Annotated in this window: 17 protein-coding genes and 1 pseudogene; 9 read left to right on the forward strand and 9 right to left on the reverse strand. The window is 64.3% G+C overall.

Annotated features, from left to right (window positions below; translation table 11 throughout):
* Positions 1-233: 233 nt before the first annotated feature.
* The 4 genes and pseudogenes from XH88_RS30615 (at position 234) to XH88_RS30630 (ending at position 5,492) form a co-directional block, all read left to right on the forward strand.
* Positions 234-3,584, forward strand: coding sequence for a helicase-related protein (locus XH88_RS30615; RefSeq protein WP_271671944.1), 3,351 nt, complete (start codon positions 234-236; stop codon positions 3,582-3,584).
* Positions 3,585-3,597: 13 nt separating this feature from the next.
* Positions 3,598-3,867: pseudogene (locus XH88_RS30620) on the forward strand (RNA-binding S4 domain-containing protein); the annotation flags it as partial.
* A 132-nt stretch (positions 3,868-3,999) separates the two neighbouring features.
* Positions 4,000-4,338, forward strand: a complete 339-nt coding sequence (fdxA, locus tag XH88_RS30625; protein ID WP_271671945.1) for a ferredoxin FdxA — start codon at positions 4,000-4,002, stop codon at positions 4,336-4,338.
* 347 nt (positions 4,339-4,685) lie between these two features.
* Complete coding sequence (locus XH88_RS30630) at positions 4,686-5,492, forward strand: CarD family transcriptional regulator (protein WP_271671946.1); 807 nt, start codon at positions 4,686-4,688, stop codon at positions 5,490-5,492.
* Between the two features lie 83 nt (positions 5,493-5,575).
* Here XH88_RS30630 and XH88_RS30635 read toward each other — a convergent pair whose 3' ends face one another.
* From XH88_RS30635 to cyoA, 7 genes are read right to left on the reverse strand one after another with little or no spacing between them, the layout of a single operon-like run.
* Positions 5,576-6,109: a response regulator transcription factor gene (locus XH88_RS30635; RefSeq protein ID WP_271671947.1), complete on the reverse strand. Its 534-nt coding sequence runs from the start codon at positions 6,107-6,109 to the stop codon at positions 5,576-5,578.
* Positions 6,099-7,484, reverse strand: coding sequence for an ATP-binding protein (locus tag XH88_RS30640; RefSeq protein ID WP_271671948.1), 1,386 nt, complete (start codon positions 7,482-7,484; stop codon positions 6,099-6,101). Before XH88_RS30640 ends, XH88_RS30635 begins: the two co-directional genes overlap by 11 nt.
* Complete coding sequence (locus tag XH88_RS30645) at positions 7,456-8,316, reverse strand: SURF1 family protein (protein WP_271671949.1); 861 nt, start codon at positions 8,314-8,316, stop codon at positions 7,456-7,458. Before XH88_RS30645 ends, XH88_RS30640 begins: the two co-directional genes overlap by 29 nt.
* Complete coding sequence (cyoD, locus tag XH88_RS30650) at positions 8,313-8,693, reverse strand: cytochrome o ubiquinol oxidase subunit IV (protein WP_271671950.1); 381 nt, start codon at positions 8,691-8,693, stop codon at positions 8,313-8,315. The genes XH88_RS30645 and cyoD overlap by 4 nt, the downstream gene beginning before the upstream one ends.
* The gene (cyoC, locus tag XH88_RS30655; RefSeq protein ID WP_271671951.1) at positions 8,690-9,319 is read right to left on the reverse strand and encodes a cytochrome o ubiquinol oxidase subunit III; all 630 of its coding nucleotides are present in this window, start codon (positions 9,317-9,319) and stop codon (positions 8,690-8,692) included. Before cyoC ends, cyoD begins: the two co-directional genes overlap by 4 nt.
* On the reverse strand, positions 9,320-11,317 hold the full coding sequence (cyoB, locus tag XH88_RS30660) for a cytochrome o ubiquinol oxidase subunit I (protein ID WP_271671952.1): 1,998 nt from the start codon (positions 11,315-11,317) through the stop codon (positions 9,320-9,322).
* Between the two features lie 25 nt (positions 11,318-11,342).
* Positions 11,343-12,503 (reverse strand): ubiquinol oxidase subunit II, encoded by a 1,161-nt coding sequence (gene cyoA / locus XH88_RS30665; protein ID WP_271671953.1) that lies wholly within the window; start codon positions 12,501-12,503, stop codon positions 11,343-11,345.
* 182 nt (positions 12,504-12,685) lie between these two features.
* Here cyoA and XH88_RS30670 point away from each other — a divergent pair, with 182 nt between their 5' ends.
* Together XH88_RS30670 and XH88_RS30675 are read left to right on the forward strand one after the other, a co-directional pair.
* Complete coding sequence (locus XH88_RS30670; protein WP_271671954.1) at positions 12,686-14,023, forward strand: MFS transporter; 1,338 nt, start codon at positions 12,686-12,688, stop codon at positions 14,021-14,023.
* Between the two features lie 55 nt (positions 14,024-14,078).
* Positions 14,079-14,474, forward strand: coding sequence for a c-type cytochrome (locus tag XH88_RS30675; RefSeq protein ID WP_271671955.1), 396 nt, complete (start codon positions 14,079-14,081; stop codon positions 14,472-14,474).
* Between the two features lie 10 nt (positions 14,475-14,484).
* Here the strand turns inward: XH88_RS30675 and XH88_RS30680 are convergent, their stop codons facing one another.
* Positions 14,485-15,876 (reverse strand): M48 family metalloprotease, encoded by a 1,392-nt coding sequence (locus XH88_RS30680; RefSeq protein WP_271671968.1) that lies wholly within the window; start codon positions 15,874-15,876, stop codon positions 14,485-14,487.
* Positions 15,877-16,010: 134 nt separating this feature from the next.
* Entirely contained in the window at positions 16,011-16,811 is an 801-nt protein-coding gene (locus tag XH88_RS30685; RefSeq protein WP_442868496.1) for a thermonuclease family protein, read from the reverse strand.
* Between the two features lie 298 nt (positions 16,812-17,109).
* On the opposite strand from XH88_RS30685, the gene XH88_RS30690 reads away from it, so the two are divergent.
* The 3 genes from XH88_RS30690 to XH88_RS30700 all read left to right on the forward strand — a co-directional run bounded on the left by XH88_RS30690 (position 17,110) and on the right by XH88_RS30700 (position 19,999).
* Positions 17,110-18,315, forward strand: coding sequence for an ABC transporter substrate-binding protein (locus tag XH88_RS30690; RefSeq protein ID WP_271671956.1), 1,206 nt, complete (start codon positions 17,110-17,112; stop codon positions 18,313-18,315).
* A 146-nt stretch (positions 18,316-18,461) separates the two neighbouring features.
* On the forward strand, positions 18,462-19,250 hold the full coding sequence (locus XH88_RS30695) for an enoyl-CoA hydratase (protein WP_271671957.1): 789 nt from the start codon (positions 18,462-18,464) through the stop codon (positions 19,248-19,250).
* Between the two features lie 2 nt (positions 19,251-19,252).
* Entirely contained in the window at positions 19,253-19,999 is a 747-nt protein-coding gene (locus tag XH88_RS30700; RefSeq protein ID WP_271671958.1) for a hypothetical protein, read from the forward strand.
* Positions 20,000-20,150 lie beyond the last annotated feature (151 nt).

Here is a 20,150-nt window from a genome sequence, read left to right on the forward strand (position 1 = left end):
CGAAACTTAAAACGCGAGGGAAAAGCGTCGCAAAGTGAGACAGTTGCGCGAAATTTTCGGAAGCTGTTCCCACACCGTAGGTGTCATCGCCCGGCTTGACCGGGCGCCGCGGCGTACTGGATGCCCCGGTCAAGCCGGGGCATGACAGCAGTGCGTGGGGCGAGCGATCGACATCTCGCGGCCCCATCAAGCACTGACATTCGCCCCATTAGCCATTACCTAATCACCCAGACATGGCCTTTCCTCCTTCCCCCTTCGCTTCCGAGCGGGTGCCCGGCGCCGGCGTCACCGCGGTGCTCGGGCCGACCAACACCGGCAAGACCCATCTCGCCATCGAACGGATGCTGGCGCATTCCTCGGGCATGATCGGCCTGCCGCTGCGCCTGCTCGCGCGCGAGGTCTACAACAAGATCGTTGCCCGCGTCGGCCCAGAGGCCGTCGCGCTGGTGACGGGCGAGGAGAAGATCAAGCCGAGACATCCGCGCTATTGGGTCTCGACCGTCGAGGCGATGCCGCGCGACCTCGATGTCTCCTTTCTCGCCGTCGACGAGATCCAGATCGCCTCCGATCTGGAGCGCGGCCACGTCTTCACGGACCGCATCCTCAACCGCCGCGGCCGCGACGAGACGCTGCTGCTCGGGGCCGCGACGATGCGCCCGATCATCGAGCGGCTGCTGCCGGGCGTGTCGATGATCACGCGACCCCGCCTGTCTAGCCTCGAATTCGCCGGCGACCGCAAGATCACGCGCCAGCCGCGCCGCACGGCGATCGTCGCCTTCTCCGCCGACGAGGTCTACGCCATCGCCGAGCTGATCAAGCGCCAGCATGGCGGCGCCGCCGTGGTGCTGGGCTCGCTGAGCCCACGCACGCGCAATGCGCAGGTCGAGATGTTCCAGAGCGGCGACGTCGATTATCTCGTCGCCACCGACGCTGTCGGCATGGGCCTCAATCTCGACGTCGACCACGTCGCCTTCGCCTCCGACCGCAAGTTCGACGGCTATCAGTTCCGCCGTCTGACGCCGGCCGAGTTCGCGCAAGTCGCCGGCCGTGCCGGCCGCGCCACGCGCAACGGCACCTTCGGCACCACGGGCCGTTGCGCCCCGTTCGAGCCGGAGCTCGTGAATGCGCTCCAGAACCACATCTTCGATCCCGTGAAGATGCTGCAATGGCGCAACTCGAAGCTGGATTTCTCCTCGCTCGGCGCGCTCCAGGTCTCGCTCAACCTGGCCCCCGGCCACGACACCTTGACGCGGGCGCCGATCGCTGAAGACATGCGCGTGCTCGACCATGCCGCCCGCGACGTCGAGGTGCGCGATATCGCGCATGGCAAGGCCGCCGTGGAGCGGCTCTGGGAGGCCTGCCAGGTCCCCGATTACCGGAAGCTGTCGCCGGCAGCCCATGCCGAGTTGGTGACGACGCTGTACGGCTTCCTGATGCAGAAGGGCTGCGTCCCCGATTCCTGGTTCGCCGCCCAGGTCGACCAGGCCGACCGCATCGACGGCGACATCGACACGCTGTCGGCCCGGATCGCGCAGATTCGCACCTGGACCTTCGTCGCCAACCGCCCGGACTGGCTGAAAGACCCCGATCGCTGGCAGGGGATCACGCGGGAGGTCGAAAATAAATTATCGGATGCGCTCCATGAACGCTTGACTGAGCGTTTCGTTGATCGCCGGACCAGTGTATTGATGCGCCGCCTGCGGGAGAACACGAGCTTGAATACGGAAATCGGCAAGACCGGCGAAGTTATCGTCGAAGGCCATGTCATCGGCCGCCTCGATGGCTTCACCTTTGCACCGGATGCGGCGGAAGCCGGCTCCGATGCGAAAGCCTTGCAGGCTGCCGCGCAAGCGGTGCTCGCCGGCGAGATCAATGCGCGCGCCGAAAAGCTGGGCAATGCGCCGGACGAGCAGTTCGTGCTCACCTCGGAAGGCATCATCCGCTGGACCGGCGATGCCGTGGCGCGGCTGTCCGCCGCGGACGATGCGCTGCATCCGCGCATCCGCATCATCTCGGACGAGCGCCTCACCGGCGCGCCGCGCGAGAAGGTGCAGGCGCGGCTCGAGCTCTGGCTCAAGACGCATATCGAAAAGCTGCTCGGGCCGATGTTCGAGCTCAGCAAGGCCGAGGACGTCACCGGCATTGCCCGCGGCATCGCCTATCAGCTGGTCGAGGCGCTCGGCGTGCTCGAGCGTCCGAAGATCGCGAACGAGCTGAAGGATCTCGACCAGCCCTCGCGCGCGACGCTGCGTAAATACGGCGTGCGCTTCGGCGCCTATCACATCTATTTCCCCGGCATCCTGAAGCCCGCCGCGCGCGCGCTGGCCGCTCTCTTGTGGGCGCTGAAGCAGGACAATGTCGATCTGTCGGCGCTGTCGGGCGCGCAGCATCTGGCCTCGTCCGGCCGTACGTCCTTTCCGGTCGACAAGAGTCTGCCGCGCGATGCCTATCGCGTGCTCGGCTACAAGCAGGCCGGCGAGCGCGCCGTCCGCGTCGATATTCTGGAGCGCCTGGCCGATCTGATCCGCCCCGCTTTGGCCTGGCGCGAGAATTCGCCCGGCGAAAGGCCCGCCGGTGCGTTCGACGGCCGCAGCTTCGTCGTGACACAGGCGATGACCTCGCTCACCGGCTCCGCCGGAGAGGATTTTGCCTCGATGCTGCGCGCGCTCGGCTATCGCATGGAGAAGCGTGCGCCGCTGCCGCCGAAGCCGGCCGCGCCTGTTGCTGCGGAGACGCCGGCCACGGAGGCTTTCGCCGAAACGCCCGCGACCGAGGAGGCCGCGGCTCCCGCTGATGCCGCGATCGAAACCGCCGTCACGGTCGAAGACGCGCCCGGCATGGAGCAACACGACGAGCCCGCGCACCAAGAGCCGGCGCTCGAAGCCTCGCCTGAAGCGCCCGTCACGCCGGAAGATGCCCCCGGCATCGCGCCGCCGGCCGAAGAAACCGCTGCACCCGTCGAGGCTGCCGCTGAAGCCGCTCCGGCCGAGATCGCCGCAACGGAAGCTGCTGCCTCTCCCGATGCCGCAGCCCCGGTTGAAGCGGCTGCGACACCGGCCGAGCCCGAGCTCGTCGAGGTCTGGCGTCCGGGCGGCCGCCACGAGGACCGCAAGCCGCGCCACGAGCGCCACCGCCATCAGCGCCACCAAAATCAGCGCCCGCAGGCCGGTGCTGAAACTGGTAGCGCGGCCGTACCCAGCGAAGCTGCCGAAGGTGCCAAGCCGGGTGAGCGCCATCGTCATGGCGGCGGTCATCGCCGCGACGGCCGAGACTTCCGCAAAGGCCGTGAAGGCGGCGAGGGCGGAGAGCGCCGCGACGAGCGCAATCGCAGTTTCCAGGGCAAGGACCGCGACAAGGATCGCGATCGCAACCGCGACGCCAAGAAGTTCGGCGGCGATCGGGACAAGGGCCGCGACAACAGGGGCCGCGACCGCGACAAGGGCCGCGACCGTCAGGGTGGTCCGTCGCTGCGTCCCTACGCCTCGAGCGCCAGCCCGCACGAGCGCGATCGTCCGGCGGACCCGAACTCGCCTTTCGCAAAGCTCGCCGCGCTGAAAGAGCAGCTCGCCGGTCGGAAGGAGTAATCCCACGACCACCGAGCGGCAGCGTCTCGACAAATGGCTGTGGCACGCGCGAGTGGTGAAGGCGCGCAGCTCGGCAGCCGAGCTCGTTGAGTCCGGCCACGTCCGCATCAACGGCGCGCGCGAAACATCGCCGGGCCATGCGATCAAGATCGGCGACGTCATCACCGTCGCGCTCGATCGCACCGTGCGTGTGCTGAAGGTGACCGGGTTCAACGAGCGCCGCGGCGATGCCGCCTCGGCGCGCGTGCTCTACGAGGAGCTCGGCGACGCAAAGCGCAATTAGTTGCGTTCGATATTCATTTCTTGGTCGATCAAACACATAAAGCCGTCATGATCGGGGCTTCCCGACCTTGCAGCGCGGGGCCATCCGCGCTACGCAAGCCGCGACTTTTAAAAGAGCTTTTCGGAGCGTTGGATGACTTACGTCGTCACTGAAAACTGCATCAAGTGCAAGTACACCGACTGCGTCGAGGTTTGCCCGGTCGATTGTTTCTACGAGGGTGACAACATGCTTGTCATCCATCCGGACGAGTGCATCGACTGCGGCGTGTGCGAGCCGGAATGCCCCGCCGACGCCATCAAGCCGGACACGGAACCGGGGCTGGAGAAGTGGCTTCAGGTCAATGCCGAATACGCCAAGAGCTGGCCGAACATCACCCAGAAGAAAGAATCACCCGAAGACGCAAAGGAATTCGACGGAATGGAAGGGAAGTTCGAGAAATATTTTTCTCCGAATCCCGGCTCCGGAGACTAATTAGGGCCTAAACTTAACCCTAATAGCGGCGCTGCCGCCGAAAACCAGCCCTTGAAACCCCTAAATCATTGATTTTTGCGGGAAATGTGCTATATTGGGCACATTAAGCCGAACCCCGTCAGCCCCGTTGGCCCCTCTGGGTTCCCGTGAAACCAAATGTCGAACAGGGGCGTGGCAGTTTCCGCGCGCAGGCTGTGTCACAGAAAACGCGTAAAAAGAGTACTTCAGCGAGGGCTTCCCATAAGGAGGCCAAAAAAGTCGCCGCGGCCACCCGTAGCGCATCCAAGGGTCGGACCGCTGCCAAGGCGCCGCCGGCTGCAAAGTCCTCGAAGAACAAAAGAAGCGCAATGCCTAACAAGACTGCCAAACCGGCCGCGAAAGCGACCGTTGCCAAGCCTGCTGCTGCCAAGCCCGCTGCTGTTAAGGCTCACGCTGCCAAGCCCGTTGCTCCGAAGGCTCCCGCCGCCCCCGCCAAGGCCCCCGTTGCTGCTGCCAAGCCGGCCGTGAAGCCCGCCGCCAGCGCGCCGAAGGTCGAGGAAAAGAAGGTCGTGACCCAGCGTCAGGGCTTCAAGGCCAATGAATTCGTCGTCTATCCCGCTCACGGCGTCGGCCAGATCCTGGCCATCGAGGAGCAGGAGATCGCCGGCGCGAAACTCGAGCTGTTCGTCATCAACTTCATCAAGGACAAGATGACGCTGCGCGTTCCGACCGCCAAGGTCGCCAATGTCGGTATGCGCAAGCTGTCCGAGCCCGCGCTGGTGAAGAAGGCACTTGAGACGCTGAAGGGCCGCGCCCGCGTCAAGCGCACCATGTGGTCGCGCCGCGCCCAGGAATACGAAGCGAAGATCAATTCGGGCGACATCGTCGCGATCGCGGAAGTCGTGCGCGACCTCTATCGCTCGGAATCGCAGCCTGAGCAGTCATACTCCGAACGCCAGCTCTATGAAGCGGCGCTGGATCGTCTGTCACGCGAAATCGCGGTGGTGCAGCACTCGACCGAGACCGAAGCGGTCAAGGAGATCGAGGCCCAGCTCGCCAAGAGCCCGCGTCGCGCCAACGCCAAGGCGGAAGCCGCCGAGGGCGAGACGGATGCCGAGGGCGATACCGACGATAGCGATGGTGACGACACCACCGTCGCCGACGAGGCCGCGTAAGTTCGCTTCGCGCGCCGATTGCAACAGACCAAAAGCCCGGCCGAACGGCCGGGCTTCTTGCTTGGGTTCACCCTAGGCTTTCATCACTTCAGCGGCCGCTTCTCGAGCTTCCTCGCCAGCGTGCGGCGGTGCATGCCCAACCGCCTCGCGGCTTCCGAGATGTTGAAATCCGTCTCGATCAAGGTCTGGTGGATGCGCTCCCATTCCAGCGTCTTGATCGAGGTCGGCCGCACGTCCAGCGCGACGTCGGCGTTGCCCTCGGCCTTGGTGAAGGCGGCCTCGATGTCGTCGGTATTGGAGGGCTTGGTGAGGTAGTGACAGGCCCCTAGCTTGATGGCCTCGACGGCGGTCGAGATGCTGGCAAAGCCCGTCAGCACCACGATCAGCATCTCCTCGTCGTGGGTATGCAACAGCTCGACGCAAGCAAGGCCGGAGGCGCCGCCGAGCTTGAGGTCGACCACGGCGTAACCGAAGGATCTCGCCTCCAGGACTTTGCGGACCTCCTCGATCGAGGCGGCCAGCACGACCTCGTAGCCGCGGCGCTCGAAAGAGCGCTTCAGCGTGCGTGCGAAGCCTTCGTCGTCCTCGACGACGATGAGCGAACGATCAGGGGTCAAAGCTGCCTCCGATCGCGAGCGTTGCGAGCGGCAAGATCAGCCGCACGGTAGCGCCGCGCTTCCTGTGGTTTTCGGCCGTCACGCTGCCCCCCAGCTTGCGCACGACGTTCACCACCAGGAACAGGCCGAGTCCGCCGCCGGCGCGGCCCTTGCTCGACTGATAGGGTTTTCCGAGCTGAGCCAGCATTTCCGGCGCAAAGCCCGGGCCGCGGTCGCTGATCGAGAGCACGAGGTTGTCGCCCTCGCGCTCGGCCACCAGCTCCACCCATTCGCGCGAGACCTCGTAGGCGTTGTCGAGCACGTTGAAGATCACCTGCTTCAGTGCGATGTCGGAGACGATCGCGACGTCCTCGCCAAACGTGTTGACGAAATACAGTGTCCGCGCCGAGCGGGCGTCGCGCCATTCCTCGACCAGCGCGGTGACGAACGCCGTCACCGTCGTCGGAGACGATCCTTCACCGCGTGCTTCCCCCGCCGAGACCAGGATCCCGGTCACGATCGACTTGCAGCGTTGCAGCGATGTTTCCATCTCCGTCAGGTCCTCGGCAAGCTCCTGATCGGCGACGAGATCGGGCATTCGTCGCCAGTCGCTGAGGATGACGGAGAGCGAGGCGAGCGGTGTGCCGAGCTCATGCGCGGCACCGGAGGCGAGCAGACCCATGCGGACGATGTGGTCCTGCTCGGCAGCGTGCTGGCGCAGCGCCGCCAGATGCGCGTCGCGCTCGCGCAGGTTTCTGTTGATGCGGGTGACGAACACGACGAGCAAGACGGCATTGAGGACGAAACCCAGCAGCATGCCGGTGACGGTCAGCGTATAGGTCTCGCTCAGCGGATTGGGCGGCAGGTCGAGCGGCCGGTATGCCACCGTCAGCCACACAAAACTCGCGCAGCTCAGTGCCACCAGCGACCAGGTCGAGCGGGCATCGAGCAGCACCGCGCCGAGCGTGACCTGGAGCAGGAACAGCGAGGTGAAGGGATTGGTGGCACCGCCGCTCAGATAAAGCTGCGCGGTCAGCGCGGCGACATCGAGCATCAGCGCGACAAGCAGCTCATTGTTGGTGATCGCGGCGCGATGACGCACCCAGATCAGGCTCGAGATATTGAGCAGCACCAGCGCGCCGATGACCGCGCCCATGCGGGTCAGGGGCAGGGGAATGCCGAGCCAGAAATGCGCGCCACCGATGGTCACGATCTGGCCGACCACGGCGATCCAGCGCAGCTGGATCAGCAGCGCCATGTTCTTGCGGTTGGTCTCGTCGTCGGTCGGTGCGGCGCCGATCAGCTCGCTGCGTGCGTCCGCCTGCGATTGCAGCGTGACGGCCGGGCCGCCATAATTGTTCCCGTCGTCAGGTCGGTTCGACGATCGTTCCAGCATCTGATCCCGTCCTGCGGGCGGAGGCATCGAAGCCGCCGGCCGGTTCGTGGACGAAGCCGTTCAAGGCTTTCTTGCGGCGGAACAGCCCGCCGCGGAAGGTGACGAAAAGTCTACCGGCCAGCATGAAAGCCAGGGCAAACCACGTCAACGCGTAGACCAGGTGGTTATTGGGAAAGCGGATCACGGTCAATCCGCCGATCGGACCGCCAGCGGATTGTGATCCGGCGTCGGCATCGACGAAGAAAGGCGCGACGTTCTGGAGATCGCGCGCAGCCGCGATCGCGGCGACATCCCGCGAATACCAGCGGTTGTGCTGGGGGACGTTGTCCCTGAGGAATCCGCCTTTCGGCTCGGTGATGCGCAGGAGGCCCGTGATCTCGACCAGTCCTTCCGGATTGCCGGCCTGGCGCGTCGAGGCGTCGCGCCGCTCCGACGGTACGAAGCCACGGTTGATCAGGATGGTCGTGCCGTCGCCGCGCTTCAGCGGCGTCAGCACCCAATAGCCGGGACCTTCCTCGGTGACGGCCTGGACCAGCGTCTCGTGATCATGCAGGAAACGGCCCGAAACGCGGACGTGGCGGTATTCGTCATTTGCAGCGGAGACGGTGGGCCACGAAGCCGACGAGGGGATCGGTTGGGCCGGAGCATGGACGCGCTGCTCGACGCGGTCGATCAGCGCCAGTTTCCAGGTGCGGCGCTCGACCTGCCACACGCCGAGGGCCATCAGAACAACGAAGGCGATCAGCGAGAGCGCCGTGAGCCACAAGGAGGGACGCGCAGCCCTTGCCGGGCCGCGCCGTTCGTTGTCCCCAGGGCTCACGAGATCGCTCATTTCATTCCCGTCATCTCGTGGATCGGCATCATGTTGCTGTTGAGGTGGTTCATCACCCACAGCGAACCGGACAGTGCGATCACCACCATCACGATGGTGAAGATCAGCGCCATCATGCTCCAGCCGTTCTCGGACTTGGTGTTCATGTGCAGGAAGTAGATCATGTGCACCACGATCTGGACGACCGCGAAGGCCATGATGACCAGCGCGGTGATCTGCTTGCTCGGCAGTGCGCCGCTCATCACGAGCCAGAACGGGATCGCGGTGAGCACCACCGAGAGCACGAAGCCGAGCATGTAGCCCGAGAACGTGCTGTGGGCGTGGCCGTCGTCGTGGTGATGATCGTGCGCGCCGGCTGCGTGGGTATCGGTGCTCATCGCAGAACTCCCAGGAGGTAGACGAAGGTGAAGACGCCGATCCAGACCACGTCGAGGAAGTGCCAGAACATCGACAGGCACATCAGGCGACGGCGGTTGGCCTCGATCAGGCCGAAACGCCAGACCTGCACCATCAGGGTCACCAGCCAGATCAGGCCGCAGGAGACGTGCAGGCCATGGGTGCCGACCAGGGTGAAGAAGGCGGACAGAAAGGCGCTGCGCTGAGGCGTGGCGCCCTCATGGATCATGTGGGCGAACTCGGTGAGCTCGATGCCGATGAAGGCGGCACCGAACAGGCCGGTGATCAGGAGCCACATCTGCGTCTGGGCGATCTTGTTCTGCTGCATCGTCAGCATGGCAAAACCGTAGGTGATCGACGACAGCAGCAGCATCGAGGTGTTCACCGCGACGAGGTCGAGGTCGAACAGGTCCTTCGGCGCGGGCCCGGCGGCGTAGTTGGCGCCGAGCACGCCGAAGGCGGCGAACAGCATCGCGAAGATGAGACAGTCGCTCATCAGATAGATCCAGAAGCCGAGCGAGGTGCTGTAGCCTTCGGGATGCGGATGTTCGTCGGCGAGGTAGAAGACCGGCTCGCCGGTTTGTGCGGGATTGACAGCGACAGTCATTTACTTGGCTCCGGCGAGCAGTTTGGTGCGCGCGTCCTCGGTCCGGATGACGTCGTCAGCCGGGATATCGAAGTCGCGGTGATAGTTGAAGGTGTGACCGATCCCGACGGCGAGCATCGCAATGAAGCTCAACGCGGCCAGCCACCACATGTACCAGATCAGGCCGAAGCCCATCGCGGTGGCGAAGCCGGCCAGGATGATGCCGGTGCCGGTGCTGCTTGGCATGTGGATCGGCTTGAACCCGGTGAGCGGACGCTGGTAGCCGCGCTTCTTCATGTCCCACCACGCGTCGTTGTCGTGAACGACGGGGGTGAAGGCGAAGTTGTAGTCCGGCGGAGGCGAGGAGGTCGCCCATTCCAGCGTGCGCGCATTCCAGATGTCGCCGGTGACGTCCTTGAGCTGCTCGCGCTTGAGGAAGCTGACCGCGAACTGCATCAGCATGCTGAGAATGCCGAGGAAGACGAGGCCGGCGCCGATCGCGGCAATGACGAACCAGATCTGCAGCGAGGGATCGTCGAACACGCGCAGGCGGCGGGTCACGCCCATCAGGCCGAGCACGTAGAGCGGCATGAAGGCCATGTAGAATCCGGTGACCCAGAACCAGAACGACAGCTTGCCCCAGAACGGATCGAGCCTGAAGCCGAACGCTTTCGGGAACCAGTAGTTGATGCCGGCGAACGCGCCGAACACCACGCCGCCGATGATGACGTTGTGGAAGTGCGCGATCAGGAACAGGCTGTTGTGCAGGACGAAGTCGGCCGGCGGCACCGCGAGAAGCACGCCGGTCATGCCGCCGAGCACGAAGGTCAGCATGAAGGCGATCGTCCACAGCATCGGCAGCTCGTAGCGGATGCGGCCGCGATACATCGTGAACAACCAGTTGAACATCTTCGCGCCCGTCGGGATCGAGATGATCATCGTGGTTATGCCGAAGAACGAGTTGACGCTGGCGCCCGAGCCCATCGTGAAGAAGTGGTGCAGCCAGACCAGGTACGACAGGATGGTGATGACGACCGTGGCGTAGACCATCGAGGTGTAGCCGAACAGGCGCTTCCCGGAGAAGGTCGAGGTCACTTCCGAGAAGATGCCGAAGGCCGGGAGAACCAGGATGTAGACTTCAGGATGGCCCCAGATCCAGATCAGGTTCACGTACATCATCGGGCTGCCGCCGAAATCGTTCGTGAAGAAGTTGGTGCCGACGTAGCGGTCGAGCGAGAGCAGCGCGAGCACGACGGTCAGGACCGGGAAGGAGGCGACGATCAGGATGTTGGTGCAGAGCGAAGTCCAGGTGAACACCGGCATCCGCATCATGGTCATGCCGGGGCAGCGCAGCTTGACGATGGTGCAGATCAGGTTGATGCCGGATAAGGTCGTTCCGACGCCTGCAACCTGCAATCCCCAGATGTAATAGTCGACGCCGACATCAGGACTGTAGCCGATGTTGGATAGCGGCGGATAGGCCAGCCAGCCGGTGCGGGCGAATTCGCCGATGAACAACGAGAGCATCACGAGCACCGCGCCGCCGACCGTCATCCAGAAGCTGAAATTGTTCAGGAACGGGAATGACACGTCGCGCGCGCCGATCTGCAGCGGCACCACGTAGTTCATCAGGCCGGTGACCAGCGGCATCGCCACGAAGAAGATCATGATCACGCCGTGGGCGGTGAAGACCTGATCGTAGTGATGGGCGGGGAGGAAGCCCTCCGAGCCGCCGAATGCCATCGCCTGCTGCGCCCGCATCATGAGCGCGTCGGCGAAGCCGCGCAGCAGCATCACGATGCCGAGAATTATATACATGATGCCGATGCGCTTGTGATCGACGGTGGTGAACCACTCGCGCCAGAGATAGCCCCAGAGGCGGAAGTAGGTCAGGCCTGCAAGCAGCGTGACGCCGCCGAGCGCGACGACCGCAAAGGTGCCGACGAGGATCGGCTCGTGGATCGGCAGCGAATCGAAGCCGAGCCGGCCGAAGATGAACTTGAGAAGATCAGGAGACATGCTGGATCTCTTTAGGAGTCTGACGTCAGGAGTCTGACTTGGGACGTTGTCCGAGGAAGAAGGACGAGGACTTCAGCGGCGCGAATGTCGGCCGCTTCAGGCCGGCGCCGACGAGCGGCGCGGGGTCGAGCGGCGCCTTGATCGCGGCCGTGGTCTGGCCTTGCGGCGCATCCGGCGTGCAGGTGCCTGCGATGAAGCTCGGCTCGGGTCCGAACGCGGTGCCGCGGCGGGCGTACTTGTCGTAGGAGAGCGGCAGGGTGTTGTTCAGGCCCTCATGGCCGTTGCCACCTTTGGCGTCGATCGCCATCATCTCGCTCTGGCACATCTTGCCGGTCTCGACGCACATGTTGAGGATCAGGCGGTAGAGATCGGAATCGACCGTGCCCCAGCGGCGCACCGGCTCGTTCTCGCTGGGCTTTTCGAGCTGGAGATACTCAGTGCGGCCGAGCGAGCCGCCGGCCGATTTGGCCTGTGCGACCCACGCATCGAAGCCCTTGTCGTCGAGGCCCTGGAAGTTGAAGTGCATGCCGGAGAAGCCGGCGCCGCTGTAGTTCGCCGAGAAGCCCTTATAAGTGCCGGCGTGGTTCACAACGGCATGGAGCTTGGTCTCCATGCCCGGCATCGCATAGATCTGACCGGCGAGCGCGGGGATGTAGAACGAGTTCATCACCGAAGAGGCGGTGATGCGGAAGTTGATCGGACGATCGACGGGTGCGGCCAGATCGTTGACGGTGGCGATGCCGTAATCCGGATAGATGAAGAGCCACTTCCAGTCGAGCGCGACGACGTCGACCTCGAGCGGCGCCTTGGACTGGTCGATCGCGCGGTCGGCATGGATGCGGCCGAGCGTGCGATAGGGGTCGAGCAGATGCGTGCCCATCCAGGTCAGCGCGCCCAGGCAGACGATGATCAACAGCGGTGCCGACCAGATCACCAACTCGAGCTTGGTCGAGTGGTCCCAATCCGGCTCGTAGCGGGCCGAACTGTTGGACTGGCGGTAGCGCCAGGCGAACAGCACCGTCAGCGCCATCACGGGGACGACGATCAGGAGCATCAGGACGGTGGAGATGATGACGAGGTCGCGCTGCTGCGCCGCGATATCGCCGGCTGGCGCCAGCACGATGTAGTTGCAGCCGCTGAGCGCAACTGCCAGGGGTAGCAGCGCCAGGATCTTGAGACGGGACACGGGCCGAGCCTTATGAGAATGAGTTTCCTTTGCGGGGCCAACGGGTAGCTGCGACGCAACAATCCGGACATTGGACAATTTGTCCAATGTTGCGGTGCGGGATGTTGGGTCAGAGAGAGCCAGATTGCCTGGCGCCCCGCCGGGCGGTCGGCTTTGGTTTTCAGGACGTTAAGGGCGCACGAATGGCGATGGCACAGACCCCCGCAATGGCAGACCTCCACTCGGGCGAGCACGGCCACGACCAGGCCAGTCCCGGTGAGATTGCCATCGGCGTCATCATTGGCCGCACCTCGGAATTCTTCGACTTCTTCGTGTTCGCGATCGCCTCGGTGATCGTGTTTCCGCGCCTGGTCTTTCCGTTCACCAGCGAGCTGACCGGCACGCTCTATTCCTTCATGATCTTCGCGCTGGCTTTCATGGCGCGGCCGATCGGCACCGTCATTTTCATGACGGTCGACCGCAGCTACGGCAAGACGGCCAAGCTGATCTCGGCGCTCTTTCTGCTCGGCACCGCCACCGTGGCGCTCGCGTTCCTGCCCGGCTATTCCGAGATCGGCGTCGCCGCGGTCTGGCTGCTGGCGCTGGCGCGCATCGCGCAAGGCCTGGCCTGGGGCGGCGCCTGGGATGGCATGGCCTCGCTGCTGGCGCTGAACGCGCCCGCTTCCAAGCGCGGCTGGTACGCGATGGTGCCGCAACTCGGTGCGCCGCTCGGATTGATCGTCGCGAGCGCGCTGTTCGCCTATTTCGCCGGCAATCTCTCGGCCGACGACTTCTTCGACTGGGGCTGGCGCTATCCGTTCTTCGTCGCCTTCGCCATCAACGTCGTGGCGCTGTTCGCGCGCCTGCGCATGGTGACGACAGAGGAATATGCCTCGCTGTTCGAGACCCGCGAACTCCAGCCCTCGCGCATCTCCGACACGGTTGCCCGGGAAGGCCACAACATCATGCTGGGCGCGTTCGCACCGCTGGCGAGCTTCGCGCTGTTCCACATGGTCACGGTGTTCCCGCTGTCCTGGGTGTTCCTGTTCACCCGCGAGAGCCCGGTGCGCTTCCTGATCATCGAGATCGTCGCCGCCGTGTTCGGCCTCGCCGCGATCGTGGCCTCCGGCATCATCGCCGACCGTGTCGGCCGCAAATCGCTGCTGATGGGATCGGCGATCGCGATCGCGATTTACAGCGGTTTCGCCCCCCAGCTGCTCGATGCCGGCGCGTTCGGCGAGACCATCTACATGGTGATCGGCTTCATCCTGCTCGGCCTGTCGTTCGGCCAGTCCTCGGGCGCGATCGCTTCGAACTTCAAGCAGATGTACCGCTACACGGCCTCCGCGCTGACCTCGGACATGGCCTGGCTGTTCGGCGCCGGGTTCGCACCGCTCGTCGCGCTTCTGCTCGCCACCAATCTCGGCGTCATCGCCTCGGGTGCGTACCTGCTCTCGGGCGCGTTCTGGACCCTGCTCGCGCTCTGGCTCAGCGGCCAGCGCGAGGCGGGCGACATGGACGCGGGAACATCGTCCAACTGACGGGAATAAAATTCGATCGGAACGATCCTGTTTGCTGCCGCAAACAGGAGATCACATGAACGTCCGGTCGAATTCCGTCCTTCCGCGAAGTCCGACACGCCCGGCTCTCGTCGCGATAGCGCTGCTGTGCGCAGCCGGGCCGGCGGGCGCCACCGGCAACGCCGCGCGCGGCCAGACCCTCTACAAGGGCTGCGCAGACTGTCACTCCATCGACGAGAATGGCGTCGGCCCGATGCATAAGGGCGTGGTCGGGCGCAAGGCCGGCAGCGTTCCCGGTTACGACTACTCGCCCGATCTGAAGAATTCGGGGATCGTCTGGAGCGAGGAAAACCTCGACAAATGGCTGATCAGCCCGCAAGCCATGGTGCCGGAGACCAAGATGTTCTTCGACGTGCCGGATGCGCAGGATCGCGCCGATATCATCGCCTATCTGAAGGAAAAAGCGCGGTAACCGCCGCGCGTCAATCCGTCACGATCTTCACGCGGTCGCGCACCTTCACCTGTGCCGTGCGATCGAGGCCATTCAGCACACGAAAACGTTCGGCCGGGTGATCGACCCCGGCCATGCGGTGCGACAGCGATTCCACGGTGTCGCCGGGCTGCACGGTGATGACCTTGATGCGCAGCGGACGCGCGGCCTGGATCTCCTCGAGCGTCAGGCGGCGGAATGAATTGACGGTCTCGCGCGCATTGCGCTCGCTTTCCGTCGATTTCTGCCGCGTGGCGAAGATGAAGCGATAGACGTCGCTGCCGAAACGCAGCGCATAGACCTTGAACTGCCACTGGTCGCCCTTGGCGGTCGCGGATGCGGCCGGGAAGCCGTTGATGGTGAGATCCTCGGTGGACGCCTTCTCGACGCCCTCCATCCAGCCGGAATTGAGGTAATCGCCGAGCGACTGCTCGGCCGGCACGCGCACCACGTCGAAGCGCATTGCCTGCGAGCCGCCCTCGCGCACGCCGATCACCGCCTGCGCGGTGTTGTCCAGCGTGAAATTGTCCGGCGCCTGGAAGGTGAAGCCGAGCTTCGGATGCAGGAAGCGCCGTCCGCGGACGAACCCTTCGCTCGGGTCTTCGCCATAGACGAGGTTGTCGATCGCGGAGAGATAGCTCTCCCGGTCGCGTTCGGCGCCTTCGGGGACCGCATATTGCTGCGCGATGGCCTGTGCATTCTGCACCCGCTCGGGCGTCGCCGGATGCGACGAGGTGAAATCCTGCGCGCGCGGGTCGAGCGAACTCTTGCCGGCCTTCAGCTCCGCATTGCGCTCCATCGCCGAGAGAAAGCGGGCGGCACCATAGGGATCGAAATGCGCCTTGGCGGAGATGCCAACGCCGATGCCGTCAGCCTCGAACTCCTGGTTGCGCGAAAAGCTCGCCATGGTGAGCTTGGTTTTGGCGAGCGCGAGCGCGGTCAGATCGGGGTCGGTGCTCATGTCGGTGACGACGCGAGTGACGATCGCGGCCTGGCGCGCCCGGTCCTCGCGCATCGCGGCGTGCTTGGACAGCACATGCGCCATCTCGTGGCTGAGCACGGAGGACAATTCCGACGTATCGCTCGCAAGCGCGAGCAGCCCGCGCGTGACATAGAGTTGGCCGTTCGGCAGCGCGAAGGCGTTCACCGCGCCGGAATTGAGGATGGTGACCTTGTAGCCCTGATCGGGGCGTTCGGAGGCGGCGACGAGCCGGTCGACGGTCTTGCTGACGAGCGCCTCGAGCCTGGGATCGTCATAAGTACCGCCATAGCTCGCCAGGATGCGTTCGTGCTCCTTCTCGGTCGCCGGGGTTTGGGCAACCGCCGGCTTCGGCTTGGGCATCGCCACCGTCGGCGGGGGTGCGGCGGTCTGGAACCGGCCCATATCGCCGCAACCGGCGAGCGCCGTGCCCAGCGCAAGGCAAAGCGCGGCCGGCGCAGCCCGCAGGCGGCGGCCATCACCTCGTCCGTGCCGTTCTAGCACCCCATTCACGTCGCTTAACCCGTGCCCGGCCCGATTTAAGGCTTTACCCCTGTCGGCTCGTTTGCGCTCAGCAACTCGACCTGTCCCACCCGGAGCATATCAATACGCGGCCCCGTATTCCCCTCAATCCATCCCCGAACGCGAACTCGCTTATTTTCCAAGGACTTAATGGTAATTCCGGCGTTTTCGAACGCCGGCAGATTGCGCTTTGAAATAGTCGCCGTAAAGCCGCGTGTCCAGCTTCGTCCGAAGTTGAGGTAGGTCATTGCCCCAGCTTGTCGGACCGACAGGACTTTGCCCTCGACCACCATAAAGCGCCCGATCCCGGCCAAAATATCGTCCAGACTTTCCGCGTTTTTTATGGCCGATGGGTCAGCCCAGCTGCCCTTTTTTTGGCGCCGTGCCTCAGCTTCGGACGCCATCAGGGCGGCTGCGCACTCCTTGTCCGCGATCTCGGCTGACACGAGGGCGTCGCCCTGGGCAAGGAGTGCCGCCTGCACGGAGGTGTCGCTTTCGCCGATGAAGACCAGTGCGCCCTGGCGGCCGTAGCGGTCAGGCGTGTCGTCGGTGCCGCGCAGGATGACGTCGCGGCCGACGAGCAGCGAAGTCAATGCTTGCTTCGTCGTTGCTGTCGCTTCGATCCCGGTGAGGCGGACATCGCGGCCATCGTCGAGACGGATGCTGCGTGCATCGACCACCGCCACGACGCGGCCCTCGCCTTGCGTGTCGAATTGGCAAGGCGTGGCGGACGCGGCGCCAGCCATGACGAGAAGAAGTGCGACGATGAGGTGAAGGCGCTGCGTCACATGACCCGGAGAGGTTGCGTTACGCTCCAGCTTTACCTCAAGTATAGCGGATCGCGAAGAGTTTTCCTCTCACTCCGTCATTGCGAGGAGCGACGCGACGAAGCAATCCAGACTGCCTCTGAGGAAAGATTCTGGATTGCTTCGCGTCGCTCGCAATGATGCGGCGACATTTGTTCGCACCTCACCATTCCGCTTTGCGGAAAACACAAAGCCGTCGCGAGCTGCGCATCGCGCTTCTGCTTGCTGCGCTGCTGCGCATGCGGCATGATTGCGGGAACACCAATAATCAAGCCGCCATCAGAGCCAGGCGATCAAGGGAGTTTTTTCCATGAAGCATATTTTGTCGGGCATTTTTGCCGCCGCGTTTGCCCTCAGCGCAATCGCCGCGCAGGCCCAGGACAAGCCTCCCCTGAAGATCGGCGGCATTCTCGATATGTCGAGCCTGTACGCCGACATCACCGGCCCCGGCAGCGAGACCGCGGCCAAGATGGCTGTCGAGGATTTTGGCGGCGAGGTGCTCGGCCGCAAGATCGAAGTGCTGGCGGCCGATCATCAGAACAAGGCCGATCTCGCCGCCAACATCGCGCGCGACATGATCGACAACCAGGGCGTCGAGATGATCTACGATGTCGCGGCCTCCGCCACCGCGCTTGCGGCCGGCGAGATCGCCAAGGCGCGGGGCAAAATCATCATTTTCAACGGACCGGGCTCGATCCGGCTCTCCAACGAGGCCTGCGGCCCCTATACCGTGCACTACGTGTTCGACACCTTCGGGCAGGCCAATGTCACCGGCCTTGCGGCAGTGAAATCCGGGCTCGACACCTGGTTCTTCCTCACCGCCGACTACGCCTTCGGCCAGGATCTGGAGAAGGACACCACGAACGTCGTGGTGAAGACCGGCGGCAAGGTGCTCGGCAGCGTGCGTCATCCGCTCAACACCTCGGACTTCTCGTCATTCCTGCTGCAGGCGCAGGCCTCGAAAGCCAAGGTGATCGGACTTGCAAATGCAGGCGGCGACACCGTCAACGCCATCAAGCAGGCGGCCGAGTTCGGCATCATGAAGGGCGGCCAGAAGGTCTCGCCGCTGCTCGCCTTCGTCACCGACATCGACTCGATCGGGCTCGAGACCGCGCAGGGCCTGCTGCTCGCCGAAGCGTTCTACTGGGACATGAACGATGAGACGCGCGCTTTCTCGAAACGCTTCATGGAGCGCGTCAAGCGGCCGCCGACCTCGGCGCAGGCCGGCGTCTACTCCTCCGTCACGCATTACCTGAAGGCGGTGAAGGCGGCGGGCACGACCGATGCTGCGGCGGTCATGAAGCTGATGAAGGAGACACCGATCAACGACTTCTTCGCTCATGGCGGCAAGATCCGCCAGGACGGCCGCATGGTGCACGACATGTACCTGTTCGAGGTCAAGAAGCCGTCGGAATCGAAGGGCCGCTGGGACGACTACAAGCTGCTCGCCACCGTGCCGGCCAACGAGGCGTTCCAGGCGCTCGAGCAGTCGCGCTGCCCGCTGGTGAAGAAGTGACGCGGAGCGTCATCCCGGGGCTCGCGTAGCGAGAACCCGGGATCCATGGCGCGGCAGTGACGGTTGATCAATGGATTCCGGGTTCGCGACTTCGTCGCGCCCCGGAATGACAAGACAAACAACAACAACAACAAGGGAGACGTCCCATGAACGACATGGTTCTGCAAAAGCTCGAAGGCGGGCTGCTCACCATTACCATGAACCGTCCCGAGCGGAAGAATGCGCTCAATCCGGAGATGGTCGCAGGTCTCGGCGAAGCTGCGCGGCGCGCCGCTGACGATCCCGAGGTACGGGCGGTGCTGTTCAAGGGAGCCGGCGGCTCGTTCTGTGTCGGCGGTGACGTCAAGTCGATGGCCGCGGGCCGCGCGCCGCTGCCGTTCGAGGTGAAGATGGCAAACTTGCGCCGAGGCATGGAGGTCTCGCGCATCCTGCATCAGATGCCAAAGCCCGTGGTGGCGCAGCTCGACGGTGCCGCGGCCGGCGCCGGCCTCTCGATGGCGCTGTCCTGCGATCTGCGCATCGCCTCAGAATCCTGCAAGATCACCACGGCCTTTGCCAAGGTCGGCTTCTCTGGCGACTACGGCGGCACCTATTTCCTGACCCAACTGCTCGGCAGCGCCCGGGCGCGCGAGCTGTACCTCATGTCGCCGGTGCTGACCGCCAGGGAAGCGCATGCGATCGGCATGGTGACGAAGGTCGTGCCCGATGCCGAGATCGACGCGGCCGCGCACGAGCTCGCACTGTCGCTGGCGCAGGGACCCTCGATCGCGCTCGGCTACATCAAGCGCAACATCAACAATGCCGAGCATCTGCCGCTGGAGGATTGCTTCGACGGCGAGGCGATCCATCACACCCGCTGCGGCGACACCGAAGACCACAAGGAGGCCGCCAAGGCCTTTGTCGAGAAGCGCAAGCCGTCTTTCAAGGGCGCATGACAATGGCGCCCTATATGCAGCTGCGGCAGATCTGTCTCGTCGCCCCGCAGCTTGCGCCAGTCATTTCCGACATCGCGGAGATCATGGGCCTTTCCGTCTGCTACCGCGACGGCAATGTCGCAAAGTACGGCCTGGAGAACGCGCTGCTGCCGGTCGATACGATCCTGCTGGAGGTGGTGGCGCCGTTCAAGGAGGGCACCACGGCCGGCCGCTTCATCGGGAAGACCGGCGGTCGCGGCGGCTACATGGCGATCTTCTGCTGCAACGATCCCGACGAGCGCGGCCGTCATGCGAACGCGATGGGCGTGCGCACCGCCAATGTGATCGACCACGCGCCGTATCACGGCGTGCAGCTCCATCCCCGCGACTGCCGCGCCGCCTTCATCGAGTTCAATCACACCGAAGGCAGCGACGACATTCTGGGCCCTTATCCGCCGGCCGGACCGGACTGGCAAAAGTTCATCCGGAAGGACGTGACGCAGGCGTTGACGGCGGTGGAGATGCAAAGCCCGGATCCGCAAGGGCTGGCCGAGCACTGGGGCAAAATCACCGGGGTTGTGGCTGATGGCTGCGAGCTGAAACTGCCCAATGCGATTTTCCGCTTCGTGAACGGCGCTAGCGAGATCATGAGTGCGCTGGAGTTTCGGGTGGCTGATGCTGCGCAGGTGCTGCATGCCGCCAAGGCGAAGGGCCTTGCGGTTGCGGGCAATGAGTTTCTGCTGGGCGGCGTGACGTTCCGCGTAGGTTGATCGCGTTTAAACCCTCTCCCCCTTGTGGGAGAGGGTGGATCGCCGCGAAGCGGCGAGACGGGTGAGCGACTATCTCTGTTGTCAAGTTGCATTAGCGTAGGTGGTACGCGCATCGCGAGCTTTGGCGTTGAGGCGAACGAGAAGCTTTCGG

This window comes from Bradyrhizobium sp. CCBAU 51627, from assembly GCF_028128765.1.
Taxonomy (GTDB): Bacteria; Pseudomonadota; Alphaproteobacteria; order Rhizobiales; family Xanthobacteraceae; genus Bradyrhizobium.

What these genes read in the sequence shown, in the direction of transcription:
- XH88_RS30615 (WP_271671944.1), top strand. Translation starts at nt 234, where the DNA reads ATGGCCTTTCCTCCTTCCCCCTTCGCTTCCGAGCGGGTGCCCGGCGCC.
- fdxA (WP_271671945.1), top strand. Translation starts at nt 4,000, where the DNA reads ATGACTTACGTCGTCACTGAAAACTGCATCAAGTGCAAGTACACCGAC.
- XH88_RS30630 (WP_271671946.1), top strand. Translation starts at nt 4,686, where the DNA reads ATGCCTAACAAGACTGCCAAACCGGCCGCGAAAGCGACCGTTGCCAAG.
- XH88_RS30640 (WP_271671948.1), bottom strand. Translation starts at nt 7,484, where the DNA reads ATGCTGGAACGATCGTCGAACCGACCTGACGACGGGAACAATTATGGC.
- XH88_RS30645 (WP_271671949.1), bottom strand. Translation starts at nt 8,316, where the DNA reads ATGAGCGATCTCGTGAGCCCTGGGGACAACGAACGGCGCGGCCCGGCA.
- cyoD (WP_271671950.1), bottom strand. Translation starts at nt 8,693, where the DNA reads ATGAGCACCGATACCCACGCAGCCGGCGCGCACGATCATCACCACGAC.
- cyoC (WP_271671951.1), bottom strand. Translation starts at nt 9,319, where the DNA reads ATGACTGTCGCTGTCAATCCCGCACAAACCGGCGAGCCGGTCTTCTAC.
- cyoB (WP_271671952.1), bottom strand. Translation starts at nt 11,317, where the DNA reads ATGTCTCCTGATCTTCTCAAGTTCATCTTCGGCCGGCTCGGCTTCGAT.
- XH88_RS30670 (WP_271671954.1), top strand. Translation starts at nt 12,686, where the DNA reads ATGGCGATGGCACAGACCCCCGCAATGGCAGACCTCCACTCGGGCGAG.
- XH88_RS30675 (WP_271671955.1), top strand. Translation starts at nt 14,079, where the DNA reads ATGAACGTCCGGTCGAATTCCGTCCTTCCGCGAAGTCCGACACGCCCG.
- XH88_RS30680 (WP_271671968.1), bottom strand. Translation starts at nt 15,876, where the DNA reads ATGGGCCGGTTCCAGACCGCCGCACCCCCGCCGACGGTGGCGATGCCC.
- XH88_RS30690 (WP_271671956.1), top strand. Translation starts at nt 17,110, where the DNA reads ATGAAGCATATTTTGTCGGGCATTTTTGCCGCCGCGTTTGCCCTCAGC.
- XH88_RS30695 (WP_271671957.1), top strand. Translation starts at nt 18,462, where the DNA reads ATGAACGACATGGTTCTGCAAAAGCTCGAAGGCGGGCTGCTCACCATT.
- XH88_RS30700 (WP_271671958.1), top strand. Translation starts at nt 19,253, where the DNA reads ATGGCGCCCTATATGCAGCTGCGGCAGATCTGTCTCGTCGCCCCGCAG.